The following is a 17,990-nucleotide window of genomic DNA, read 5'->3' on the forward strand; positions in this document are numbered from 1 at the left end:
GAATACAAAGTCATGAAAAAAATTACTTTAATTATCTCATTGTTTACAACATTGGTATCTTGTACTGCCGGTAATGTAAAAAACAATTCTAAAAACATTCTAGAAAGTAAAAACATTAAAGAAATTGAAAGCTTTCTAAGAACCTGTCATCCCGACGATCCGAGAAAAACTGTTTTAAAGCCAAAATTAATTGCTCTAAAAAACGCCGAATGGACAAAAGGCAAAATAGGCGCAAAACCCATGGAAGCACGACCTATTATTTCAGAATTTTCCACCGGTATGATGAAAAAAAATCTACATCCTTCAGATTCCGAAGAGTTTAAAAAACTAATCGCTTCCACTTCCAAGGAACATAAAAGTAAAACCGTAAGACTTCTCAACGCCATGTTTAACGAAGATATAAGCAGCAAAGAAGCCATTCTTCTATTCAAAAACAATTCAGATTGTAATCTTATTTTAAGGATTCACGGGGAAAAATTTTATAATATGGCTGTTCCCGCAAAAGGAGAAAACTTCATGGTCATCAAGAAAGGAACTTATACGTTGACAAGCAATGTTTGTGACGTTATATATTCTTCTCAAAAAGAAATTAAAAAAAGTGTTTTTTTAACGATAAATAATCCTAAACAGATTGAAAAGAAAAATGCTACCGAAAAAAGTAACTAAATTTACACCACGAAAAATTTGATTATGAAAAAACGTTTGCCTTTTTCAATAGCTGTTATTGCTCTACTTCTAAACAGTTGCGGCAGTAAACCAAGTTATAAGCCTAATTATCCTGTAAGAAAGCCCTCTCCTATTACGTCAACGACAAATACAGGAAGCAGTAATACTTCGGCAAGCCAGACTGAAAGAGAATATCAAACCTTAAGTAAGACTTACAAATCTGAAACTGCAGAAGTTTTAACAGATCTATTAAATGGTTCAGAAGACAGCCCGAAAACATCAATCACGGTGGAAAACAAGTCTCGATGTAATATGGTTTTAACAATAAGCGGAAACAATTATTTTAAGAAAATCCCGATTGCTGCTAATAAAATCGGTTCGGCAATGGTTTTGAAAAACCAAAATTATAATATCTCAGGAATGATTTGTAATTCGGTTTATCAGAAGACTAAGTTTGTGAGTTCTTCTTATAATATTACGCTTTCGAATTAAGTGAAGTTTTAGGAAATTAATAACTTACACCTTATATAAAACAAAAACCGCTAAATAAATTTAGCGGTTTTATTATTTTAAAGATAGATCTTCAATTATTCAGCAGAATCGAAATCTGCATCTTTATCAGCAGATACTACTTCTCCTTCTTCTTTAGATTTTTCTTTATCAGCTTTTCTTTGAGTCTGACCGTCTTTGATAGATTCTGAAACTACGCTCAAGATCATATCAATAGATTTAGAAGCATCATCGTTTCCTGGGATAACGAAGTCTACTTTTCTAGGATCAGAGTTTGTATCAACAATACCGAAAACTGGAATACCTAATTTCTTAGCTTCAGTTACAGCGATGTGTTCTCTCATGATATCTACAACGAAGATTGCAGAAGGAAGACGAACCATGTCAGAGATAGAACCTAAGTTTTTCTCCAAGTTAGCTCTTTGTCTGTCTACTTGTAATCTTTCTTTTTTAGATAAAGTTTCGAACGTACCGTCTTTTTTCATTTTGTCGATATGGTTCATTTTCTTTACAGCCTTTCTGATAGTAACGAAGTTCGTCAACATACCTCCCGGCCATCTTTCTGTGATATAAGGCATATTAAGTTCAGAAGCGTGTTTTGCAACAACTTCTTTCGCTTGCTTTTTAGTAGCTACGAAAAGAACTTTTTTACCTGCAGAAGTTAATTTTTCTAAAGCGCTACAAGCTTCATCCAATTTAACTGCTGTTTTATGTAAGTCTACAATGTGAATACCATTTTTCTCCATAAAAATGTATGGAGCCATATTTGGATTCCACTTTCTAGTCATGTGACCGAAGTGTACACCAGCCTCTAGAAGGTCTTTTACATTTGCTTTTGCCATGTTTTCTGTTTTTGTTAGTTTACTTTCCGCTTCTTATGCAATCAACGATTTCTTTAGATGGGAGAAATGTTTGGATGCTAAACGTAACGGGCAATTTTTTTGTTTTGATAAATAGATTTTAGACAGAAGACAACAGACCGAATAAATTCTGAAATCTGAAATCTTGCATCTGAAGTCTGAAAATTAACGTTTTGAGAACTGGAATCTCTTTCTTGCTTTTTTCTGACCTGGTTTCTTTCTTTCCACCATTCTTGCATCTCTTGTAAGTAAACCAGCTGGCTTCAACGCTAATCTGAACTCAGCATTGATCTCACATAAAGCTCTAGAAATACCTAATCTGATAGCTTCTGCCTGACCTGTATTACCACCACCGAAAACATTTACGGTAACGTCATACTGACCAACAGTTTCAGAAAGGATAAACGGCTGGTTTAATTTGTAAACCATAACGTCTGTAGAGAAATAAGTTGCAGCCTCTTTACCGTTTACTGTAATGATACCAGAACCTGGTTTTACATAAACTCTAGCTACAGAAGTTTTTCTTCTTCCGATTTTGTGAACTATAGACATATTAATTAATTATTTAAATTCGTTAACATTAATTGTTTTAGGCTGTTGAGCTTCATGTTTGTGCTCAGTTCCCTCATATAAATAAAGGTTCTTAAATAAAGCAGATCCTAATCTGTTTTTAGGCAACATACCTTTTACAGATTTTTCTAATACTTTTAAAGAATCTTTCTTTTGAAGTTCAGCCGCAGTCATAGACTTCTGTCCTCCAGGATAACCTGTATGCCAGATATAAGTCTTATCGTTCCACTTGTTTCCGGAAAGAGTAACTTTCCCAGCATTCAAAACGATTACGTTATCACCACAATCTACGTGAGGTGTAAAGTTCGTTTTGTGCTTACCTCTCAAAATCTTTGCAACCGTAGAAGCTAGTCTTCCTAACGGCTGTCCTTCAGCGTCTACCACAACCCATTCTTTATTAGCAGTAGCTTTGTTCGCTGAAACAGTTTTGTAACTTAATGTATTCACACGTTTTAGTTAAAGATTAAACATAATTTCCCCGTAAAAGGGTGTGCAAAGGTACAAATTATTTTCGGAATGCAAAAACATATTTTATTTTATCTGCTAATCAATTCGTTTTCAAAAATCTGTGTGTTTAAATTAATCATTCCTAATATGTTATAAAATGAGCTATATCCAATCGCTCATTTTTCAGAATATTTTAAAAACAAAAACAGTAAGCTTAAAATTTACCTCATCAAATCTCTCTTTATTAATTTTTCTTTAAACTTTTACACAAATCACTATTAATATAATTATTTTACTCCTCCAAATAATTATATTTGTTAAAAATTCTTAAAAACTATGAGCCACGGAAAATTGAGAGAAGAAAAAGACTGCCTGAATTGCGGTCACCTTGTAGAAGAAAGATTCTGCCCACATTGCGGACAGGAAAATACCGAGACAAGACAGCCTTTTCATTATCTTTTCACTCATTTTATTGAGGATTTTACGCATTACGACGGGCAATTTTGGAAAACCTTGAAGTACCTTCTCGTTCGTCCCGGGAAATTAACCAAAGAATATCTTTCAGGAAAAAGACAATTATATGTTGCGCCTGTAAAGCTGTATATCTTCGTCAGCTTTATTACATTCTTACTTCCTGCATTGATCCCAAAAGCTCATGAGAAAGAAAATGAAGCCAAAATATCAAAAATCGAAAGGGCAGAAAAAATAAAAGAACAAAAAGAAGCCACCAAGAAAGCCCTTGATGAATTTGAAAAACAAGGACTGTTCTCGAAGGAAACTATTTCAAACGCCAAAAAAATTACGGATTCTATTCAGGCAAAAGATTCTGTTCAGGAAAAAGGTATTCTGAAAAACGAAGATATTTTTGAAAAATCATTCACAGACAATGATACCTTTATGGATGCTCATAATCTGAAAGAGTACGATTCTCTGTATGCGAAAGATGAAGGTTTTTTCCACACCCTTTCCCGACCGATGGCAAAAAAAATGTTTGAGTTAAGAGAAAGCGGACTTACAAAAGCTCAGATCAAGGAGAAATATGTAGAAACGATTATCCACACTATTCCGAAAGCGCTTTTTATATATCTTCCGGTTTTTGCGTTTTTCCTATGGCTTTTTCACAACAAAAAAAGATGGTGGTATTTCGACCACGGCATATTCACCCTTCATTATTTTTCTTTCCTTTTGCTTTCCACATTAATCTATATCGTGATTAATCGTATTGCAGGTTTATTGCCCGATTATACCATTTTCAGCCTACTCGTTGTATTAATTAATGTTGGGTTCTTTTTTTACATCTCGCTGTATTTCTTTATCGCTCATTACAAAACTTATGAAAGCAGAAAAAGAGTAAGCATTTTAAAAGGATCCATTTTATTTATCGTAAATTTTATAGGTCTTTTGATTATGCTGATAATTTTAATGTACATCAGTTTAATAATGCTCCATTAATCACGAAGAGATTTGCTTGCTTTAAAGCTTGCAATTAAATAATACGCCACAAAAACGGTAGAAAATTTAAGAATTGAAGGAATAGCCAATTCTAAACTAAATATCAGAGTTCCGATTAACACCAAAACTCCCATTGCTGCGAAAGAAAAACCTAATTTTTGTGGCAATGTAAAATTGGGTGTATCCAAATAATACGCAATTCCCCACGCAATACCAAAAGCCAAAGCATAATAAATATCAAGACCAAGGTTTTCAGAACTGTAAAAGTAATAATTAATTAAAAAACTTAAAACCGTTCCCAATGCAAAATACAGCAATGCTTTTTTCATACCTTATATAATATGATGCAAAAATAGAGATTTTACTTATCATTTCTAAACGAATGTTTGTTAAGCTGTTAAACATGCAATACGCTAATTTTATTTAAATATTTAAAAATCAACAATTTAAACTTAATTTAAAGGTTGTTATTTTATTATTATATTTGGAATTCAGAAATTTTCTAGATTTTTATGGAAACCCAAAAATATACTCCAACAAACAAAGTAAGAATTGTAACCGCGGCTTCGTTATTCGACGGGCACGATGCAGCGATTAATATTATGCGCCGTGTGATTCAGGGAACAGGATGCGAAGTTATCCACCTTGGTCACGACAAATCTGCTGAAGAAGTGGTAAACACAGCCATTCAGGAAGATGCCAATGCAATTGCCCTGACTTCTTATCAAGGCGGTCACAACGAATATTTTAAATACATCTACGACCTTTTAAGAGAAAAAAACTCTCCGCAGATCAAGATTTTCGGTGGCGGTGGCGGTGTAATTCTGCCTGAAGAAATCGAAGATATTATGTCTTACGGAATCGACAGAATTTATTCTCCGGACGACGGTCGTGAGCTTGGTTTACAAGGAATGATCGATGATTTGGTGAAAAGATCAGACTTTCCAACAGGAAGAGATGTTAAAGCTGAAGATTTAGATGCTATCAGTTTTGAAAATTCCACAAGCATTGCTAAAATCATTTCTGCGGTTGAAAACTTCTCAGAAGAAAAACCGGATTTGGTAAAAGCAATCGATGAAAAATCAAAAGATTTAAATATTCCAATTATCGGTATCACAGGAACTGGTGGAGCCGGAAAATCTTCTTTGACAGACGAATTGGTAAGACGTTTTATCCGTTCAAACCCAGATAAAAAAATTGCCATTATCTCCATTGACCCTTCAAAAAAGAAAACCGGAGGCGCGTTATTGGGTGACAGAATTCGTATGAACGCGATCAATGATCCTCGAGTTTATATGCGTTCGATGGCAACGAGAGAAAACAACGTTTCGGTTTCTCCGTTCATTCATTCAGCTTTAAATGTATTGAAATTAGCTCATCCAGATGTTATCATTTTGGAAACTTCGGGTATCGGTCAATCTGGTTCGGAAGTATCTGATTTTGCTGATGTTTCAATGTACGTGATGACGCCTGAATATGGAGCTTCTACACAGTTGGAAAAAATCGATATGTTGGATTATGCAGATTTGGTTGCTTTAAATAAATCTGATAAAAGAGGTGCTTTAGATGCGCTTCAAGCCGTAAGAAAACAGTTCCAGAGAAACCATTTATTGTGGGAAAGTCCGTTGGATGATATGCCGGTTTACGCAACAAAAGCATCTCAGTTCAATGACCACGGAACAACTGATTTATACAATAGATTAGTTGAAAAAGTAAACGATAAGTTTTCAGGTTTAAACTTGCAAGGATTTGTTGAACAGGAAGTTTCTGAAGACATCACGATAATTCCTCCAAAAAGAGTTCGTTATTTATCTGAAATTGTTGAAAATAATAGAATTTACGATGCTAATGTTGAAAAACAAGCCGAATTAGCAAGAAAAATGTATCATATTGAAGGTGTAAAAAGTTTCCTTTCTAATGAAACTTTAGATGCTGAATATCAGAAAGCTGAAAAAGACCTTCAACAGGAAAATATTGACTTCCTGAGCAATTGGGAAGATACGAAACAGGCTTTCAAAGCTGAGTTTTATTCTTATTTCGTTCGTGGAAAAGAAATTAAGGTGGAAACCTCAACAGAATCTTTATCACATTTAAGAATTCCAAAAATCTCTTTACCAAAATATACCGATTGGGGTGATTTAATCAAATGGAAAGGTCAGGAAAATCTTCCTGGAGGTTTCCCTTACACAGCGGGAATTTATCCTTTCAAAAGAACAGGAGAAGATCCTACAAGAATGTTCGCCGGAGAAGGAGGTCCAGAAAGAAACCAACAGAAGATTCCACTATGTTTCTGCAGAAATGGACGCAAAACGTTTATCAACAGCGTTTGACTCTGTAACTTTATACGGACAAGATCCTGCTCTACCACCGGATATCTATGGTAAAATCGGAAATGCAGGAGTTTCTATCGCAACATTAGATGATGCTAAAAAATTGTATTCCGGATTTGATTTGGTGAATGCAATGACTTCAGTTTCAATGACCATCAACGGACCGGCGCCGATGTTGCTGGCTTTCTTTATGAATGCTGCAATCGACCAAAATGTTGAAAAATATATCGCTGAACACAAACTTGAAGCTAATGTTGAGAAAGCTTTAAAAGCAAAATTCGATGATAAAGGTCTAGAAAGACCAAAATATAATGGTGAATTACCTCCATCAAACAATGGTTTAGGTTTAAAATTATTAGGACTTACCGGAGACGAAGTTATTCCTGCCGAAGCTTATGCTGAAATTAAAGCTAAAACCATTGCAACCGTTCGTGGTACGGTTCAGGCTGATATTTTAAAAGAAGATCAGGCTCAAAATACTTGTATTTTCTCTACTGAATTTGCCCTAAGATTGATGGGTGACGTTCAGGAATACTTCATCACAGAAAAAGTGAGAAACTTCTACTCGGTTTCAATTTCAGGTTATCACATTGCGGAAGCGGGTGCGAATCCGGTTTCTCAGCTAGCATTCACTTTGGCAAACGGTTTCACTTATGTTGAATATTATTTGTCAAGAGGAATGGATATCAATGATTTTGCACCCAACTTATCTTTCTTCTTCTCCAACGGTATCGACCCTGAATATTCAGTGATCGGACGTGTGGCAAGAAGAATCTGGGCAAAAGCCATGAAACTGAAATACGGAGCAGACGAAAGAAGCCAGATGTTGAAATATCACATTCAAACTTCAGGACGTTCACTTCACGCTCAGGAAATTGATTTTAATGATATCAGAACGACGTTGCAGGCGCTTTATGCGATCTATGATAACTGTAACTCGCTTCACACCAATGCTTACGACGAGGCAATTACGACTCCGACTGAGCAGTCTGTAAGAAGAGCGATGGCAATTCAGTTGATCATCAATAAAGAATTAGGTTTAGCGAAAAATGAAAATCCGCTTCAAGGTTCATTTATTATTGAAGAATTAACTGATTTAGTCGAAGAAGCTGTTTATGCAGAATTCGACAGAATTACAGAAAGAGGTGGTGTTTTAGGTGCAATGGAAACGATGTATCAACGTTCAAAAATTCAGGAAGAATCGATGCATTACGAATGGCTGAAACATACTGGAGAATATCCAATTATTGGTGTGAATACTTTCTTAGGAAAAGATGGTTCGCCAACGGTTCGTCCGGGAGAAGTTATCCGTTCGACTGAAGAAGAAAAGCAGGTTCAGATCGAAACGCTTCATAATTTCCAACAATCTAATGAAGATAGATCCGAAGCCGCTTTAAAAACTTTGCAACACGCTGCCATTAATCAACAGAATTTATTCAATGTAATGATGGATGCCGTGAAATATTGTTCTCTTGGACAGATTACCAATGCTTTGTTTGAAGTGGGTGGGAAGTACAGAAGGAATATGTAATCTCATAAAACAAACCTTCAAGGTTTTTGAAACCTTGAAGGTTTAAATAAATAAAACACAAAATGACTGAAAATGAACAACAAACTCCTTCTGGAAGCGGGTAAGTATTACCACATCTACAACAGAGGAAATAATGGTCAAAACATTTTCTTTGACGCGAAAAATTATACATTTTTTCTGAATCGGTATGACCAATACATTTCCCCATTTTGCGATACAATTGCTTGGGTTTTATTAAAAAATCATTTCCATCTTCTGGTTTACGTGAAACCTTTTGAAGAAATAAATCTTGAAAAATTAGAATACACAGCAACTGAAATTCCTAAAAAGATTGATGTTCATTTACAATTTGGTCATTTTTTCAATTCTTATGCTAAAGCCATTAATAAACGGTATAACCGAACCGGAAGCTTGTTTGAAAAAAACTTTGAGAGAAAAGAAGTTCCTACATTAGCATATTTCAAAAAGCTCATCCATTATATTCATTTCAATCCTGTGAAACATGGCTTTTCAGAATATATTTGGGATTATCCGTGGAGTTCGTATCAAAGCATTATTTCTCATAAACCGACCAAACTCAACAGAAAATTTGTAATTGAGCTTTTTAAAAATGAGGAGCATTTTAAACTCTATCATGCTGCAGATAAAGACTACTCAGATATTAATGAATTTATTATAGAATTTTAACTCCCTTAATTTAAACCTTCAAGGTTTTAAAAACCTTGAAGGTTTCATATTCACACAATGAAACCAAAAGCCATCTTCAACTGGAGCAGCGGAAAAGATTCTGCACTTGCTTTATACAAAACTTTAAAAGAAGATCAATTTGAAGTTACCTCTTTGCTGACGAGCATTAATAAAGAATTTCAGCGAATTTCTATGCATGGTGTTCATGTTTCGTTATTGGAAAAACAGGCCGAAAGTTTAGGGTTTCCATTAATTAAAATGGAACTTCCGAAAGAACCTTCCATGGAAGAATATCGCGAAATTATGAGCAAAACCATGAATGAAATACAATCTCAAGGTGTTACTCATTCTATTTTTGGAGATATTTTTCTGGAAGATCTAAGGAAATATCGCGAAGATCAATTACATACCATCGGAATGGAAGGAGTTTTTCCATTATGGAAAATCAACACAACTGACCTCATCCATGAATTTTTAGAGTTAGGTTTCAAAACAATCGTAACCTGCGTGAACGAAACTTATCTTGATAAAAGTTTTGCAGGAAGAATTATTGATAAAGATTTCATTAAAGATTTGCCAGAAAATGTTGATCCGTGCGGAGAAAACGGAGAGTTTCACACGTTTACTTTTGACGGACCTATTTTTAAAAATTCTATTGGGTTTGAAATTGGAGAAACGGTAAAGAAAACCTATCCAAAACCAAAGTCTGATGATCGTGAAGAAAATGGAGAATATGTTTTCTGGTTTTGTGATTTGATTTCAAAATAAGAATTTCTCGACTCAAACTCTTCATGAAAATTAAGAGTTTTTTTGTTGTAAAGGCATACAAATTGCTTACAAAAAGAAAACATTAAATGAATAAAAAATTACAATCTCTCATTCTATTTGCATTTTTATTGATCAATTTAATTTCATGTCAGCAAGAGATTAAACCAGCACCAATCGTTACTATTGATAAAAAAGCGATTATCGACAGTACAATTACCGTTTTCGAGAAGAATCTTTTAAAAAATCAAATTGATTCTATTTTTAAAAGGTATCAATTTAACGGAAGTGTTGCCGTTTTCAAGGATTCGGTGGAATTATATAGAAAAAACCAAGGGTTTTCTGATTTTAAAAATAAGGTGAAAATCGACAGCAACACAGTTTTTGCAATCGGTTCTGTGAGCAAACAGTTTACGGCAGTTTTGGTTTTGCTTCAAATGCAGCAGGGAAAATTGAATATTGATGATAAAGTTTCAAAATATGTAACCGATTTTCAAAACAAAGAGTACGAAAACATCACCATTCATCAGCTTTTGAATCATACTTCCGGATTGAATACGTTGGGTGGAAAACTCCAGTTTAAAAGCGGAACAGATTTCTTGTATTCCAACGATGGTTTTAGCATGTTGGGGAAAATTGTGGAAAAAGTTTCGGGTAAATCTTATGATGAAAATGCTCTGGAACTATTCAAAAAAGTTGAGATGAACAATTCTTCTACGGGAAGTTCATTTAAAGGAGAAAACTTTGCAGGAGCTTATATTGGAAATGGAAAAGTTTTTGAAAAAATTAAAAATATGCCCAAAAGATTAGGCAATAAAGACATCGGAATTCCTGCAGGCGGAATTTTATCTACAATTGATGATCTTCATATCTGGAATAATGCCTTGTACAACGGAAAAATTTTAAAGCCGGAAACTTTACAAAAATTTGAGACCAAAAGCGCGGAAAGACATCATCCTATTTTCGGGAAAATGGGTTATGGCTACGGAATTATGACCAACATCGGAAAGCCTTCCGCGTATTTCCACAGCGGTTATGTGAAAGGTTCTCCCTCATTGAATATTTTCTATCCTGAAACCAAAACTTCTGTCATTATTCTCTCCAATATTGCTGATGAAGAAAAGGGATTAGGATCTACTTTCAAGCCTCATGTTGAGATCAAAAAAATCACGGATGCCATTGAAAATACAATCGCCGGAATGAAGAATGAAACGGCAAAAACTTCGATAAAAATGTAGCGTTTATTCAGCAGAAATACTCAGAAAATCCTGCATTCTGGTTAATATTTTTTTGTGCTCGAAAAAATTAATTAAACCAAAAATCACCATCACCTGTATACAATAAGGAAGAATTAAAGTTACCAAAACATAAGCTATTTCACTGTAATCATAAGTTCTGAAAAAAAGATACGGATATACACCTTCTTTGGAAACGACTTGCGCCATTAAGCTCATACTTATTACCAACAATCCCGTATTCTGCTGATACATGGAATAAAAAAGCCTACCTCTATATTTGAAATCTTGTTTTACATATTTCCACATTTTATAATTAAAAGCCCATACGCCAAACGTAAAAAGAACAAAAAGACCGTTTTGTATTCTAAAAAGTGTTGTGTAAACGTGTTGGTTATCTGCTAAAAAAATAAATAATATAGTAACTGCAAAAGAAATTAATCCTAATAATAATGATTTTTTAAGAATACTGTTATATTTTGCTTTTACGATTTTCTTTACAATCACAGGGATTTTCTCATTAAAAAAGGTAGAATATTTCGTCATTTTAAATTCGCTCTCCCACAATTTTTGTGTCTTGTGAAAAGCTTCATCAAAGCTAAGATTTTCATTGATCTGAATATATAAAACCTGTGAAATCATATGATCTTTCACCTCCAATAAAATATCTAGCGGAAGTCTGTGAAGAATAAGATAATCTGTTACTTGTTGTTCTTGTTCCTTTGAAATCATTTGTCTTTAAAATTTAAATCGTAATTTTTATTTAGACCAAAACATTTATTTTTTTCGTTTTGAAATAAAGTAATTGGATTTGAATTGTTAATGTGTAAAAAATAATCAATTGATTAAAAACCGGTTCCCAGAAGTTGAAATTTCCTGAAAAATAACATATCAACGGGAATAAAACCAATCCTAAAATAATATCCCGTAAAATAAGCGGATGAAAACTAATTCTCTGATAATCTCTGAAACTGATTTTACGAAAAACGAATCCGGACAATAATAGCAAGGCAAATACAGAAAGAAATGTAACCTGAAAATAAAAAAACAGCGTATCAGAAATCGCATACATTATTGCAGAAAGTATGGCGAAAAACACTGAGTTGATCATGATTTTGTTAAATCGTTTCTGTAACAGGTTTTTCTCTATCCTTGCAATTTTTTTGAACGAAAAAATATCTGCACGCACCATTTCCAGTTCGTTATTCCAGCTTATTTTGGTTTCTAAAAAAGCTTCCTGAAAATTTAAGTTTTTAGTTTCCATCAGATCAGAAATCTGGGAAATAAAATGATCTTTCACTTCAAAAAGCATTTGAGGATATAGCTTTTTTGAAATTAAATATAACGTAATTTCCTTTTCGTTTTCTGTAGAGATCATATCTTTAAGAATAAAGTTTATTAAGTTTCGAATATTTTTTTATATTTTCCTTTAATGAAAAATATGAAAACAGATAAAGTACAAGTAGAAAGACACATGCTATCAAACACTTAATAAAAACATCTGTCGTGATTTCTCCGTGCGATTCCAAATTTACATACTCATAAAATACTTTATAAGATTTTTTAGGCAATTCAATAATATTATCCAGTAAGATCGTAACAAAAAATACAAAAAGCGGATGAACAAAATTATTGATAACTATGTTTTTCTGACTGGTTTTAAAATCTAATCTCTTTTGTTTAATATACATTCCTAATATTACAAAAGGTAAAAGAACAAATCCTATTTTTAAAACTGCATTCACATTTGAATACCAATTTTCACTTAAAATAATAGCTAAAATTATTTGGAATCCGACAAATAGCAAAGCAAAAATCATTGATTTGAAAAATATATTTACATTCTCTACCTTATCAATCTTATAAGCAATCTTTGTTATTTTTTGCCTTGAAAACATATTTTTTCTAACCATCATTAAATCGCCATTCCATTCAATCTTTGTTCTTTCAAAGCTTGATTTAAAATTTAAATTTTCATGACTCTGAATTTCTAAAATCTGAGAAATCATATGATCTTTTATTTCGGTTAAAAGTTTCCCCGAAATTTTCTTCTCCAATAAATATTTTTCAATTTCTCTTTCCTGAAAAAAAGTTATCATATATTAAAAATGGTGTTTAGGTTAAATAAATAATTTTTCATTTCCTCTTCCTGAGTCACCTGCTGTTTTTTTCCTTTATCGGTTAAAAGGTAATATTTACGGTCTCTGCCGTTTATTTTTTGAACTTCAGAAGTAATCATTCCATCAGCTTCCAGTTTATGCAAAAGCGGATACAATGCACCTTCTGTCATTTCCAGTTCGCCCTGTGTAAGCTCTTTTGCGCGTTGCGTGATTTGGTAGCCATACATTTTCACTTCCTTTGCAAGCAGTTTCAGAATGATATTTTGGAGCGTTCCTTTATAAAGACTGTTCTTTTTCAATGCCATCTTTTTAATACCTAACAAATCTATACATAATTTTCTTATGTATCAAAATTGTTTTTAATTTTATTAATTTCAATGGATGAAGAAATTGTATTTCATAGCGATTTATCCGCCACAGGAAATTATTGAAGAGGTAAAAGTTTTCAAAAAAGATCTTGCTGCAAACTATGGAAATTCAAAGGCTTTGAAAAACGATGCTCATATTACTTTGTTTCCGCCATTTTCCAGAGAGTTAGAGTTGGAAAGCGATATTCATGAGGCTTTTCAAAAAATTGATACTCATATTTCTCCTTTTGAAATATTTTTAAATGGTTTTGGAAGTTTCGGAAATCCTAAAAATCCCGTGCTTTTTGTACAGCCGGAAAACAATGAGCAATTAAAAGAACTCTATTTCAAAGTCCGTGAAAAATTTAATTTCATGAAATATACTTTTAATCCTCACATCACCGTCGGTTACAGGAATCTGACGTATGAAAATTATCTGAAAGCCTGGGAAATTTACAAAGACAAAGAATATAAAACTAAGTTTTTAGTTGACAAGATAATTCTGCTTCGTCATGATGAAAAGTGGATTCCGATTGCGGAGAAAAAATTGACTAAAGATTGATTATTAAAATACAAAAAAACCGACTCCAAGAATCGGTTTCAATTTATTCTTTAGTGTAAAAAATTTATTCTTTAATGATTTTTTGAGAAATGATTAATCCTTTATTTTCAGAAACATTAAGGGTATATGTTCCGGAAGGTAAATTCTTTATATCAATAAATAATGTGGAAGAATCTCTTAAATCAAATTTCACCGGAATTATTTTCCCTGAAATGTCGTATAAAACAACATTTATATTTTTAGAGAAATCCTGTTTTCCTTTAATATAAAATTCATTTTCTGCGGGATTCGGATAAATCGCATATCTTCTTTCTTCAGCCTTCACTTCAGATGTTCCTAATACTGATTTATTTAAAGTCCACGTAATATTGGTAAAATGAACCGTGCTGTGATTATTCACTTTCACCAAAGGATTATTATCATTCACAGAAAAAATGAGAGTATTATTTCCATTGTTCAATTGTCCCGGAGCAATCGTTACAGAATTGCTTGTAGAAGCTAAAGGCGTTCCGTTCAGCGTCCACGAATTCACCAAAGTATTCGGGATCGGAAGAATTTCCGTAACGGTAAAAGTTACTGAAGAATTACCACTCACCGCCGAACCATTTGCCGGAAGATACGAATCTACAGGAGAAACCAAAGCATGAATTTTTTCAATTATGGCTTCTTTACAAACCGAGCAAAACTGCTGATTCAGATACCTCATCTCACAACTCTGATGTGGTCGATACCAAGTCGGACTTTCCGCGTGAGGATAAACGCCTACTCCATTCAGCCCTACCCAATTTTTCCACTTTATGGTTGCAGGATCAGAAACCTGAGTTTTATTAGCCCTTTCACCCGTTCCTGAAAACCAATATTCATCGGCTAAACTTCCAAAAGAATGTCCTAATTCGTGAACCACAATTTCGTTCGCCGAAGAATTTAGTGATGCAAAAGCATACGTTCCGCCACAACCGCCATATTCAGGAGTATTTCCCAAAATATAAGCAATATCAAAATCCGGAAGATTAGCCGCCAAAACCTGTGTCACCGTCGTAGTATTTCCGTAATAACAGCGGTGAACTCCGTTGTCGAAAGTAGAGCTAAAATAATTATTAGGATTAGAAACCGGAAAAACAGGTTCTGTAACATCAGTCGCAGTTCCCGGATGTTTCACTCCCGATTCTGTAGATATTACTTTAATCGCATAGGCGTTAAAATAATTTTTATATTCTGTGTAAGGACTTTTTGTAAAAAGATAATCGACTGTATTTTGCGCCGAAGTCACAAATGCAGGAAGCTGAGCGGCTGTAAATCCGTCACCCAAAACCGCAATATTGATCCGTTTGTCATTCGTTCCGTTCTGCAAAACAGGAACGACATCAAAAACCTGAGCACAACAAAAGCTTCCGATAAAAAGTGATAATAAAGTTTTTTTCATGGTTATAGTTTTTGAGTGAATAATAACTGTTTTCCGGAATCGGTAATTTTCTCGATTTTCACCATCTGAATTTCTGCAGAATGAGAATATCTCACACTAAATTCGGCATTTTGCAATGTCAGTGTATGTCTGCTGATTTTATCACCATATACTTCTCTCGTAGGATTTAGCGGATCTTCTATCAATTGTTTTACAATTTCTTTTCCGTTTGCGTCGGTCATAGAAATTACAAAATCTCCAGTTTTTCTTTCGCTTTCATCAAAAATCGGGTTTGATTTTAATTTTCCATCCACGATTTTCTTTTCCTGTAAAGTAATTTTTTCCGAACCGGAATCCGTTTTTTCTACCTTAAAGAAAAGATAAACAATCTGAGAATTTTTACTCAGACTATTAATAGATGTATTTTCAGGTTTTCCATTTAAATATTTCACTTGCAAAATGTTACAGCAGAAACAAAACGGAATGCTAAAAAAAATAATTAAGTTTTTCATGGCTATTTTTTGTTTAAGATAAGAAGATTTTTAATTAATTTATATCATTGAATTAATTTTTTTTATCCTTAAAAATTTTAGAAAGTCATATCTTTGACGCAATGATCGTTGAGAAAATTATTTTAGGAATCGACCCGGGAACTACCATTATGGGTTTTGGAATTATTTCCGTAAAAAAAGGCAAAATGGAAATGGTTTCCATCCATGAATTGATATTGAAAAAATATCCGAACCACGAAACCAAACTTAAATATATTTTTGATAAAACGTTGGCATTAATAGACGAATTTCATCCCGATGAAGTGGCTTTGGAAGCTCCTTTCTACGGAAAAAATGTTCAAAGTATGCTGAAATTGGGTCGCGCTCAAGGTGTCGCGATGGCTGCAAGTCTTCACCGAAATATTCCGATCACAGAATATTCTCCGAAAAAAATAAAAATGGCGATCACCGGAAACGGAAATGCCAGTAAAGAGCAGGTTGCGGGAATGCTGCAAAGTCTTTTGAATTTGAAAGAATTCCCTACAAAATACCTTGATGCCTCCGATGGTTTGGCGGTTGCGGTTTGTCATCATTTTAATTCGGGAACAATTGCTGATACCAAAGCTTACACCGGCTGGGAAAGTTTTTTAAAACAAAATCCTAAGCGCTTAAAATAATCTGATCTTACATTTAATTTTTTTTTAATTCTAAAATAGTAATTATACCTATTTGATTCTCTGTTTATCAAAGCAAAAATAAATCATTATCATTCAACAAATTAAGTTCTTTTACACCTATACTTGGTAAAACATATTACTATCTTTAACATTGGTATGATTTTTAGTATTACATTTGTATAAATTTTCTAACATGAAAAATAACCAACAAACTATAAATCAGTTGAATCATAAAATAAATTGGTTTCAGAAGTTTCTGATGGTCTGTTCCGGAGGAAATATTCATATTTTAAGAAAAACACCAAGCGAATGGAACAAGTTTGCAGGAATTGGCGGAATCGTTCTGTTTACTGCAGTTTTTGCTACCCTTTCTGCAGGATACGCCATGTACACGGTTTTCGATGACATTTGGACGGCGATCGGTTTTGGCGTTTTATGGGGTTTAATGATTTTCAATCTGGACCGATATATTGTTTCATCCATTAAGAAAACAGGAACGTGGTGGAATCAGATTTTAATGTCGATTCCGAGATTAATTTTGGCGACTTTTTTAGGAATTATTATATCTAAACCTTTAGAGCTTAAAATTTTTGAAAAGGAAGTTAATAAACAATTAAATACCATCATTCAAAGGAATAAAAAACAGCTTCAAGGGGAAATGAACGGAAGAATTCTTCAACAAAGCGGACCTTTTGAGACAGAAAAAAAGCAGATTTCCGACAAAATAGCCAATTATCAAAAATCTTACGATTCTGCATCTGTAGAACTTGAAAAAGAAATTTTGGGAAAACAATCTGGTTTAACGAGCGGAAAAGAAGGTTTCGGACCCAATGCAAAACGTAAACAGGAACTGAAAGAACAAAGACGACAAGACCTTGAAAGCTACCAAAAACAAGTGGCTTCAAGAATGGAATATTTAGATAAAGAAATTTCGAAAGTTTACACCAACTTAGAAACAGAAAGAAAATCTACAGACACTTTTGAAGATAAATTTAACGGATTTGCAGCGAGATTGCAGGCTTTGGATGAATTGGGGAAAAATTCTGCGATCATTGGCTTGGCAGCGTCTTTCATTATGGGACTTTTTATCTGTCTGGAAATTTCTCCGGTTTTGGTTAAATTAATTTCTCACGTCGGACCTTACGATTATCTTTTAGAAAAAACAGAAAATGATTTCCGGCTGTATTCCAAAGAAAAAGTGGAAAAAGGCAATGCCTTAACGGATTTCAGGATTGACGATTTTAAAGATAATCTGTACAAATAATTTATTCATCTTGCTATAATTCTACCTTTCAGTTAACTCTGAAAGGTTTTTTAGTTTTCATAATTAAAATATGT

21 protein-coding genes are annotated in these 17,990 nt (G+C 33.6%); 11 read left to right on the plus strand and 10 right to left on the minus strand.

Annotation, left to right across the window (positions count from 1 at the left end; genetic code table 11):
* Window positions 1-12: 12 nt before the first annotated feature.
* The gene (locus J3D55_RS21890; RefSeq protein ID WP_259134853.1) at window positions 13-666 is read left to right on the plus strand and encodes a DUF6759 domain-containing protein; all 654 of its coding nucleotides are present in this window, start codon (window positions 13-15) and stop codon (window positions 664-666) included.
* A 24-nt stretch (window positions 667-690) separates the two neighbouring features.
* Complete coding sequence (locus J3D55_RS21895) at window positions 691-1,158, plus strand: DUF6759 domain-containing protein (RefSeq protein WP_259134855.1); 468 nt, start codon at window positions 691-693, stop codon at window positions 1,156-1,158.
* A gap of 95 nt (window positions 1,159-1,253) precedes the next feature.
* Here the strand turns inward: J3D55_RS21895 and rpsB are convergent, their stop codons facing one another.
* The 3 genes from rpsB to rplM all read right to left on the minus strand — a co-directional run bounded on the left by rpsB (window position 1,254) and on the right by rplM (window position 3,053).
* Window positions 1,254-2,018: a 30S ribosomal protein S2 gene (rpsB, locus tag J3D55_RS21900; RefSeq protein ID WP_066754696.1), complete on the minus strand. Its 765-nt coding sequence runs from the start codon at window positions 2,016-2,018 to the stop codon at window positions 1,254-1,256.
* Window positions 2,019-2,201: 183 nt separating this feature from the next.
* A complete protein-coding gene (gene rpsI / locus J3D55_RS21905) occupies window positions 2,202-2,588 on the minus strand; it encodes a 30S ribosomal protein S9 (RefSeq protein WP_054511446.1) in 387 nt (128 codons plus the stop codon).
* Window positions 2,589-2,597: 9 nt separating this feature from the next.
* Window positions 2,598-3,053 (minus strand): 50S ribosomal protein L13, encoded by a 456-nt coding sequence (rplM, locus tag J3D55_RS21910; RefSeq protein WP_259134860.1) that lies wholly within the window; start codon window positions 3,051-3,053, stop codon window positions 2,598-2,600.
* Window positions 3,054-3,389: 336 nt separating this feature from the next.
* On the opposite strand from rplM, the gene J3D55_RS21915 reads away from it, so the two are divergent.
* Window positions 3,390-4,505, plus strand: coding sequence for a DUF3667 domain-containing protein (locus J3D55_RS21915; RefSeq protein ID WP_259134863.1), 1,116 nt, complete (start codon window positions 3,390-3,392; stop codon window positions 4,503-4,505).
* Here the strand turns inward: J3D55_RS21915 and J3D55_RS21920 are convergent.
* Window positions 4,502-4,834: a hypothetical protein gene (locus tag J3D55_RS21920; RefSeq protein WP_259134865.1), complete on the minus strand. Its 333-nt coding sequence runs from the start codon at window positions 4,832-4,834 to the stop codon at window positions 4,502-4,504. The genes J3D55_RS21915 and J3D55_RS21920 overlap by 4 nt on opposite strands.
* A 183-nt stretch (window positions 4,835-5,017) precedes the next feature.
* Between J3D55_RS21920 and J3D55_RS22625 the strand changes: the two genes are divergently transcribed.
* The 5 genes from J3D55_RS22625 (at window position 5,018) to J3D55_RS21940 (ending at window position 11,056) form a co-directional block, all read left to right on the plus strand.
* On the plus strand, window positions 5,018-6,835 hold the full coding sequence (locus J3D55_RS22625) for a cobalamin-dependent protein (protein ID WP_374759512.1): 1,818 nt from the start codon (window positions 5,018-5,020) through the stop codon (window positions 6,833-6,835).
* Window positions 6,804-8,366 carry a methylmalonyl-CoA mutase family protein gene (locus J3D55_RS22630; RefSeq protein WP_374759513.1) on the plus strand — a complete coding sequence of 521 codons (1,563 nt, stop codon included), beginning with the start codon at window positions 6,804-6,806 and terminating at the stop codon, window positions 8,364-8,366. The genes J3D55_RS22625 and J3D55_RS22630 overlap by 32 nt, the downstream gene beginning before the upstream one ends.
* A gap of 72 nt (window positions 8,367-8,438) precedes the next feature.
* Window positions 8,439-9,053: a hypothetical protein gene (locus tag J3D55_RS21930; protein ID WP_259134867.1), complete on the plus strand. Its 615-nt coding sequence runs from the start codon at window positions 8,439-8,441 to the stop codon at window positions 9,051-9,053.
* A gap of 57 nt (window positions 9,054-9,110) precedes the next feature.
* The gene (locus J3D55_RS21935; RefSeq protein WP_259134869.1) at window positions 9,111-9,821 is read left to right on the plus strand and encodes a Dph6-related ATP pyrophosphatase; all 711 of its coding nucleotides are present in this window, start codon (window positions 9,111-9,113) and stop codon (window positions 9,819-9,821) included.
* An 86-nt stretch (window positions 9,822-9,907) separates the two neighbouring features.
* The gene (locus tag J3D55_RS21940) at window positions 9,908-11,056 is read left to right on the plus strand and encodes a serine hydrolase domain-containing protein (RefSeq protein ID WP_259134871.1); all 1,149 of its coding nucleotides are present in this window, start codon (window positions 9,908-9,910) and stop codon (window positions 11,054-11,056) included.
* A gap of 3 nt (window positions 11,057-11,059) precedes the next feature.
* Here the strand turns inward: J3D55_RS21940 and J3D55_RS21945 are convergent, their stop codons facing one another.
* From J3D55_RS21945 to J3D55_RS21960, 4 genes are read right to left on the minus strand one after another with little or no spacing between them, the layout of a single operon-like run.
* The gene (locus tag J3D55_RS21945) at window positions 11,060-11,785 is read right to left on the minus strand and encodes a hypothetical protein (protein WP_259134873.1); all 726 of its coding nucleotides are present in this window, start codon (window positions 11,783-11,785) and stop codon (window positions 11,060-11,062) included.
* A 31-nt stretch (window positions 11,786-11,816) separates the two neighbouring features.
* Window positions 11,817-12,431 carry a hypothetical protein gene (locus J3D55_RS21950; protein ID WP_259134875.1) on the minus strand — a complete coding sequence of 205 codons (615 nt, stop codon included), beginning with the start codon at window positions 12,429-12,431 and terminating at the stop codon, window positions 11,817-11,819.
* A gap of 4 nt (window positions 12,432-12,435) precedes the next feature.
* Window positions 12,436-13,152, minus strand: coding sequence for a hypothetical protein (locus tag J3D55_RS21955; protein ID WP_259134877.1), 717 nt, complete (start codon window positions 13,150-13,152; stop codon window positions 12,436-12,438).
* Window positions 13,149-13,478, minus strand: coding sequence for a PadR family transcriptional regulator (locus J3D55_RS21960; RefSeq protein WP_259134879.1), 330 nt, complete (start codon window positions 13,476-13,478; stop codon window positions 13,149-13,151). Before J3D55_RS21960 ends, J3D55_RS21955 begins: the two co-directional genes overlap by 4 nt.
* Window positions 13,479-13,554: 76 nt before the next feature.
* On the opposite strand from J3D55_RS21960, the gene J3D55_RS21965 reads away from it, so the two are divergent.
* A complete protein-coding gene (locus J3D55_RS21965) occupies window positions 13,555-14,082 on the plus strand; it encodes a 2'-5' RNA ligase family protein (RefSeq protein ID WP_259134880.1) in 528 nt (175 codons plus the stop codon).
* 64 nt (window positions 14,083-14,146) lie between these two features.
* On the opposite strand, the gene J3D55_RS21970 is transcribed toward J3D55_RS21965, so the two are convergent.
* Window positions 14,147-15,505, minus strand: a complete 1,359-nt coding sequence (locus J3D55_RS21970) for a T9SS type A sorting domain-containing protein (RefSeq protein WP_259134882.1) — start codon at window positions 15,503-15,505, stop codon at window positions 14,147-14,149.
* A gap of 2 nt (window positions 15,506-15,507) precedes the next feature.
* Window positions 15,508-15,936 carry a hypothetical protein gene (locus J3D55_RS21975; RefSeq protein ID WP_259134884.1) on the minus strand — a complete coding sequence of 143 codons (429 nt, stop codon included), beginning with the start codon at window positions 15,934-15,936 and terminating at the stop codon, window positions 15,508-15,510.
* 161 nt (window positions 15,937-16,097) lie between these two features.
* Here J3D55_RS21975 and ruvC point away from each other — a divergent pair, with 161 nt between their 5' ends.
* Window positions 16,098-16,652 (plus strand): crossover junction endodeoxyribonuclease RuvC, encoded by a 555-nt coding sequence (gene ruvC / locus J3D55_RS21980; protein ID WP_259134886.1) that lies wholly within the window; start codon window positions 16,098-16,100, stop codon window positions 16,650-16,652.
* Window positions 16,653-16,845: 193 nt separating this feature from the next.
* Window positions 16,846-17,916 carry a DUF4407 domain-containing protein gene (locus tag J3D55_RS21985; RefSeq protein WP_259134889.1) on the plus strand — a complete coding sequence of 357 codons (1,071 nt, stop codon included), beginning with the start codon at window positions 16,846-16,848 and terminating at the stop codon, window positions 17,914-17,916.
* The last annotated feature ends 74 nt before the right edge of the window (window positions 17,917-17,990 follow it).

It is taken from the genome of Chryseobacterium ginsenosidimutans, assembly GCF_024807225.1.
GTDB lineage: Bacteria > Bacteroidota > Bacteroidia > Flavobacteriales > Weeksellaceae > Chryseobacterium > Chryseobacterium ginsenosidimutans.

Bases quoted from the DNA above. Each gene is read 5' to 3' on its own strand.
- J3D55_RS21890 (WP_259134853.1), top strand. From the start codon at position 13: ATGAAAAAAATTACTTTAATTATCTCATTGTTTACAACATTGGTATCT.
- J3D55_RS21970 (WP_259134882.1), bottom strand. From the start codon at position 15,505: ATGAAAAAAACTTTATTATCACTTTTTATCGGAAGCTTTTGTTGTGCT.
- J3D55_RS22630 (WP_374759513.1), top strand. From the start codon at position 6,804: ATGGACGCAAAACGTTTATCAACAGCGTTTGACTCTGTAACTTTATAC.
- J3D55_RS21945 (WP_259134873.1), bottom strand. From the start codon at position 11,785: ATGATTTCAAAGGAACAAGAACAACAAGTAACAGATTATCTTATTCTT.
- J3D55_RS21950 (WP_259134875.1), bottom strand. From the start codon at position 12,431: ATGATCTCTACAGAAAACGAAAAGGAAATTACGTTATATTTAATTTCA.
- rpsI (WP_054511446.1), bottom strand. From the start codon at position 2,588: ATGTCTATAGTTCACAAAATCGGAAGAAGAAAAACTTCTGTAGCTAGA.
- J3D55_RS21965 (WP_259134880.1), top strand. From the start codon at position 13,555: ATGAAGAAATTGTATTTCATAGCGATTTATCCGCCACAGGAAATTATT.
- J3D55_RS22625 (WP_374759512.1), top strand. From the start codon at position 5,018: ATGGAAACCCAAAAATATACTCCAACAAACAAAGTAAGAATTGTAACC.
- J3D55_RS21920 (WP_259134865.1), bottom strand. From the start codon at position 4,834: ATGAAAAAAGCATTGCTGTATTTTGCATTGGGAACGGTTTTAAGTTTT.
- ruvC (WP_259134886.1), top strand. From the start codon at position 16,098: ATGATCGTTGAGAAAATTATTTTAGGAATCGACCCGGGAACTACCATT.
- J3D55_RS21960 (WP_259134879.1), bottom strand. From the start codon at position 13,478: ATGGCATTGAAAAAGAACAGTCTTTATAAAGGAACGCTCCAAAATATC.
- J3D55_RS21955 (WP_259134877.1), bottom strand. From the start codon at position 13,152: ATGATAACTTTTTTTCAGGAAAGAGAAATTGAAAAATATTTATTGGAG.
- J3D55_RS21930 (WP_259134867.1), top strand. From the start codon at position 8,439: ATGAACAACAAACTCCTTCTGGAAGCGGGTAAGTATTACCACATCTAC.
- rpsB (WP_066754696.1), bottom strand. From the start codon at position 2,018: ATGGCAAAAGCAAATGTAAAAGACCTTCTAGAGGCTGGTGTACACTTC.
- J3D55_RS21940 (WP_259134871.1), top strand. From the start codon at position 9,908: ATGAATAAAAAATTACAATCTCTCATTCTATTTGCATTTTTATTGATC.
- J3D55_RS21915 (WP_259134863.1), top strand. From the start codon at position 3,390: ATGAGCCACGGAAAATTGAGAGAAGAAAAAGACTGCCTGAATTGCGGT.
- J3D55_RS21895 (WP_259134855.1), top strand. From the start codon at position 691: ATGAAAAAACGTTTGCCTTTTTCAATAGCTGTTATTGCTCTACTTCTA.
- J3D55_RS21935 (WP_259134869.1), top strand. From the start codon at position 9,111: ATGAAACCAAAAGCCATCTTCAACTGGAGCAGCGGAAAAGATTCTGCA.
- J3D55_RS21985 (WP_259134889.1), top strand. From the start codon at position 16,846: ATGAAAAATAACCAACAAACTATAAATCAGTTGAATCATAAAATAAAT.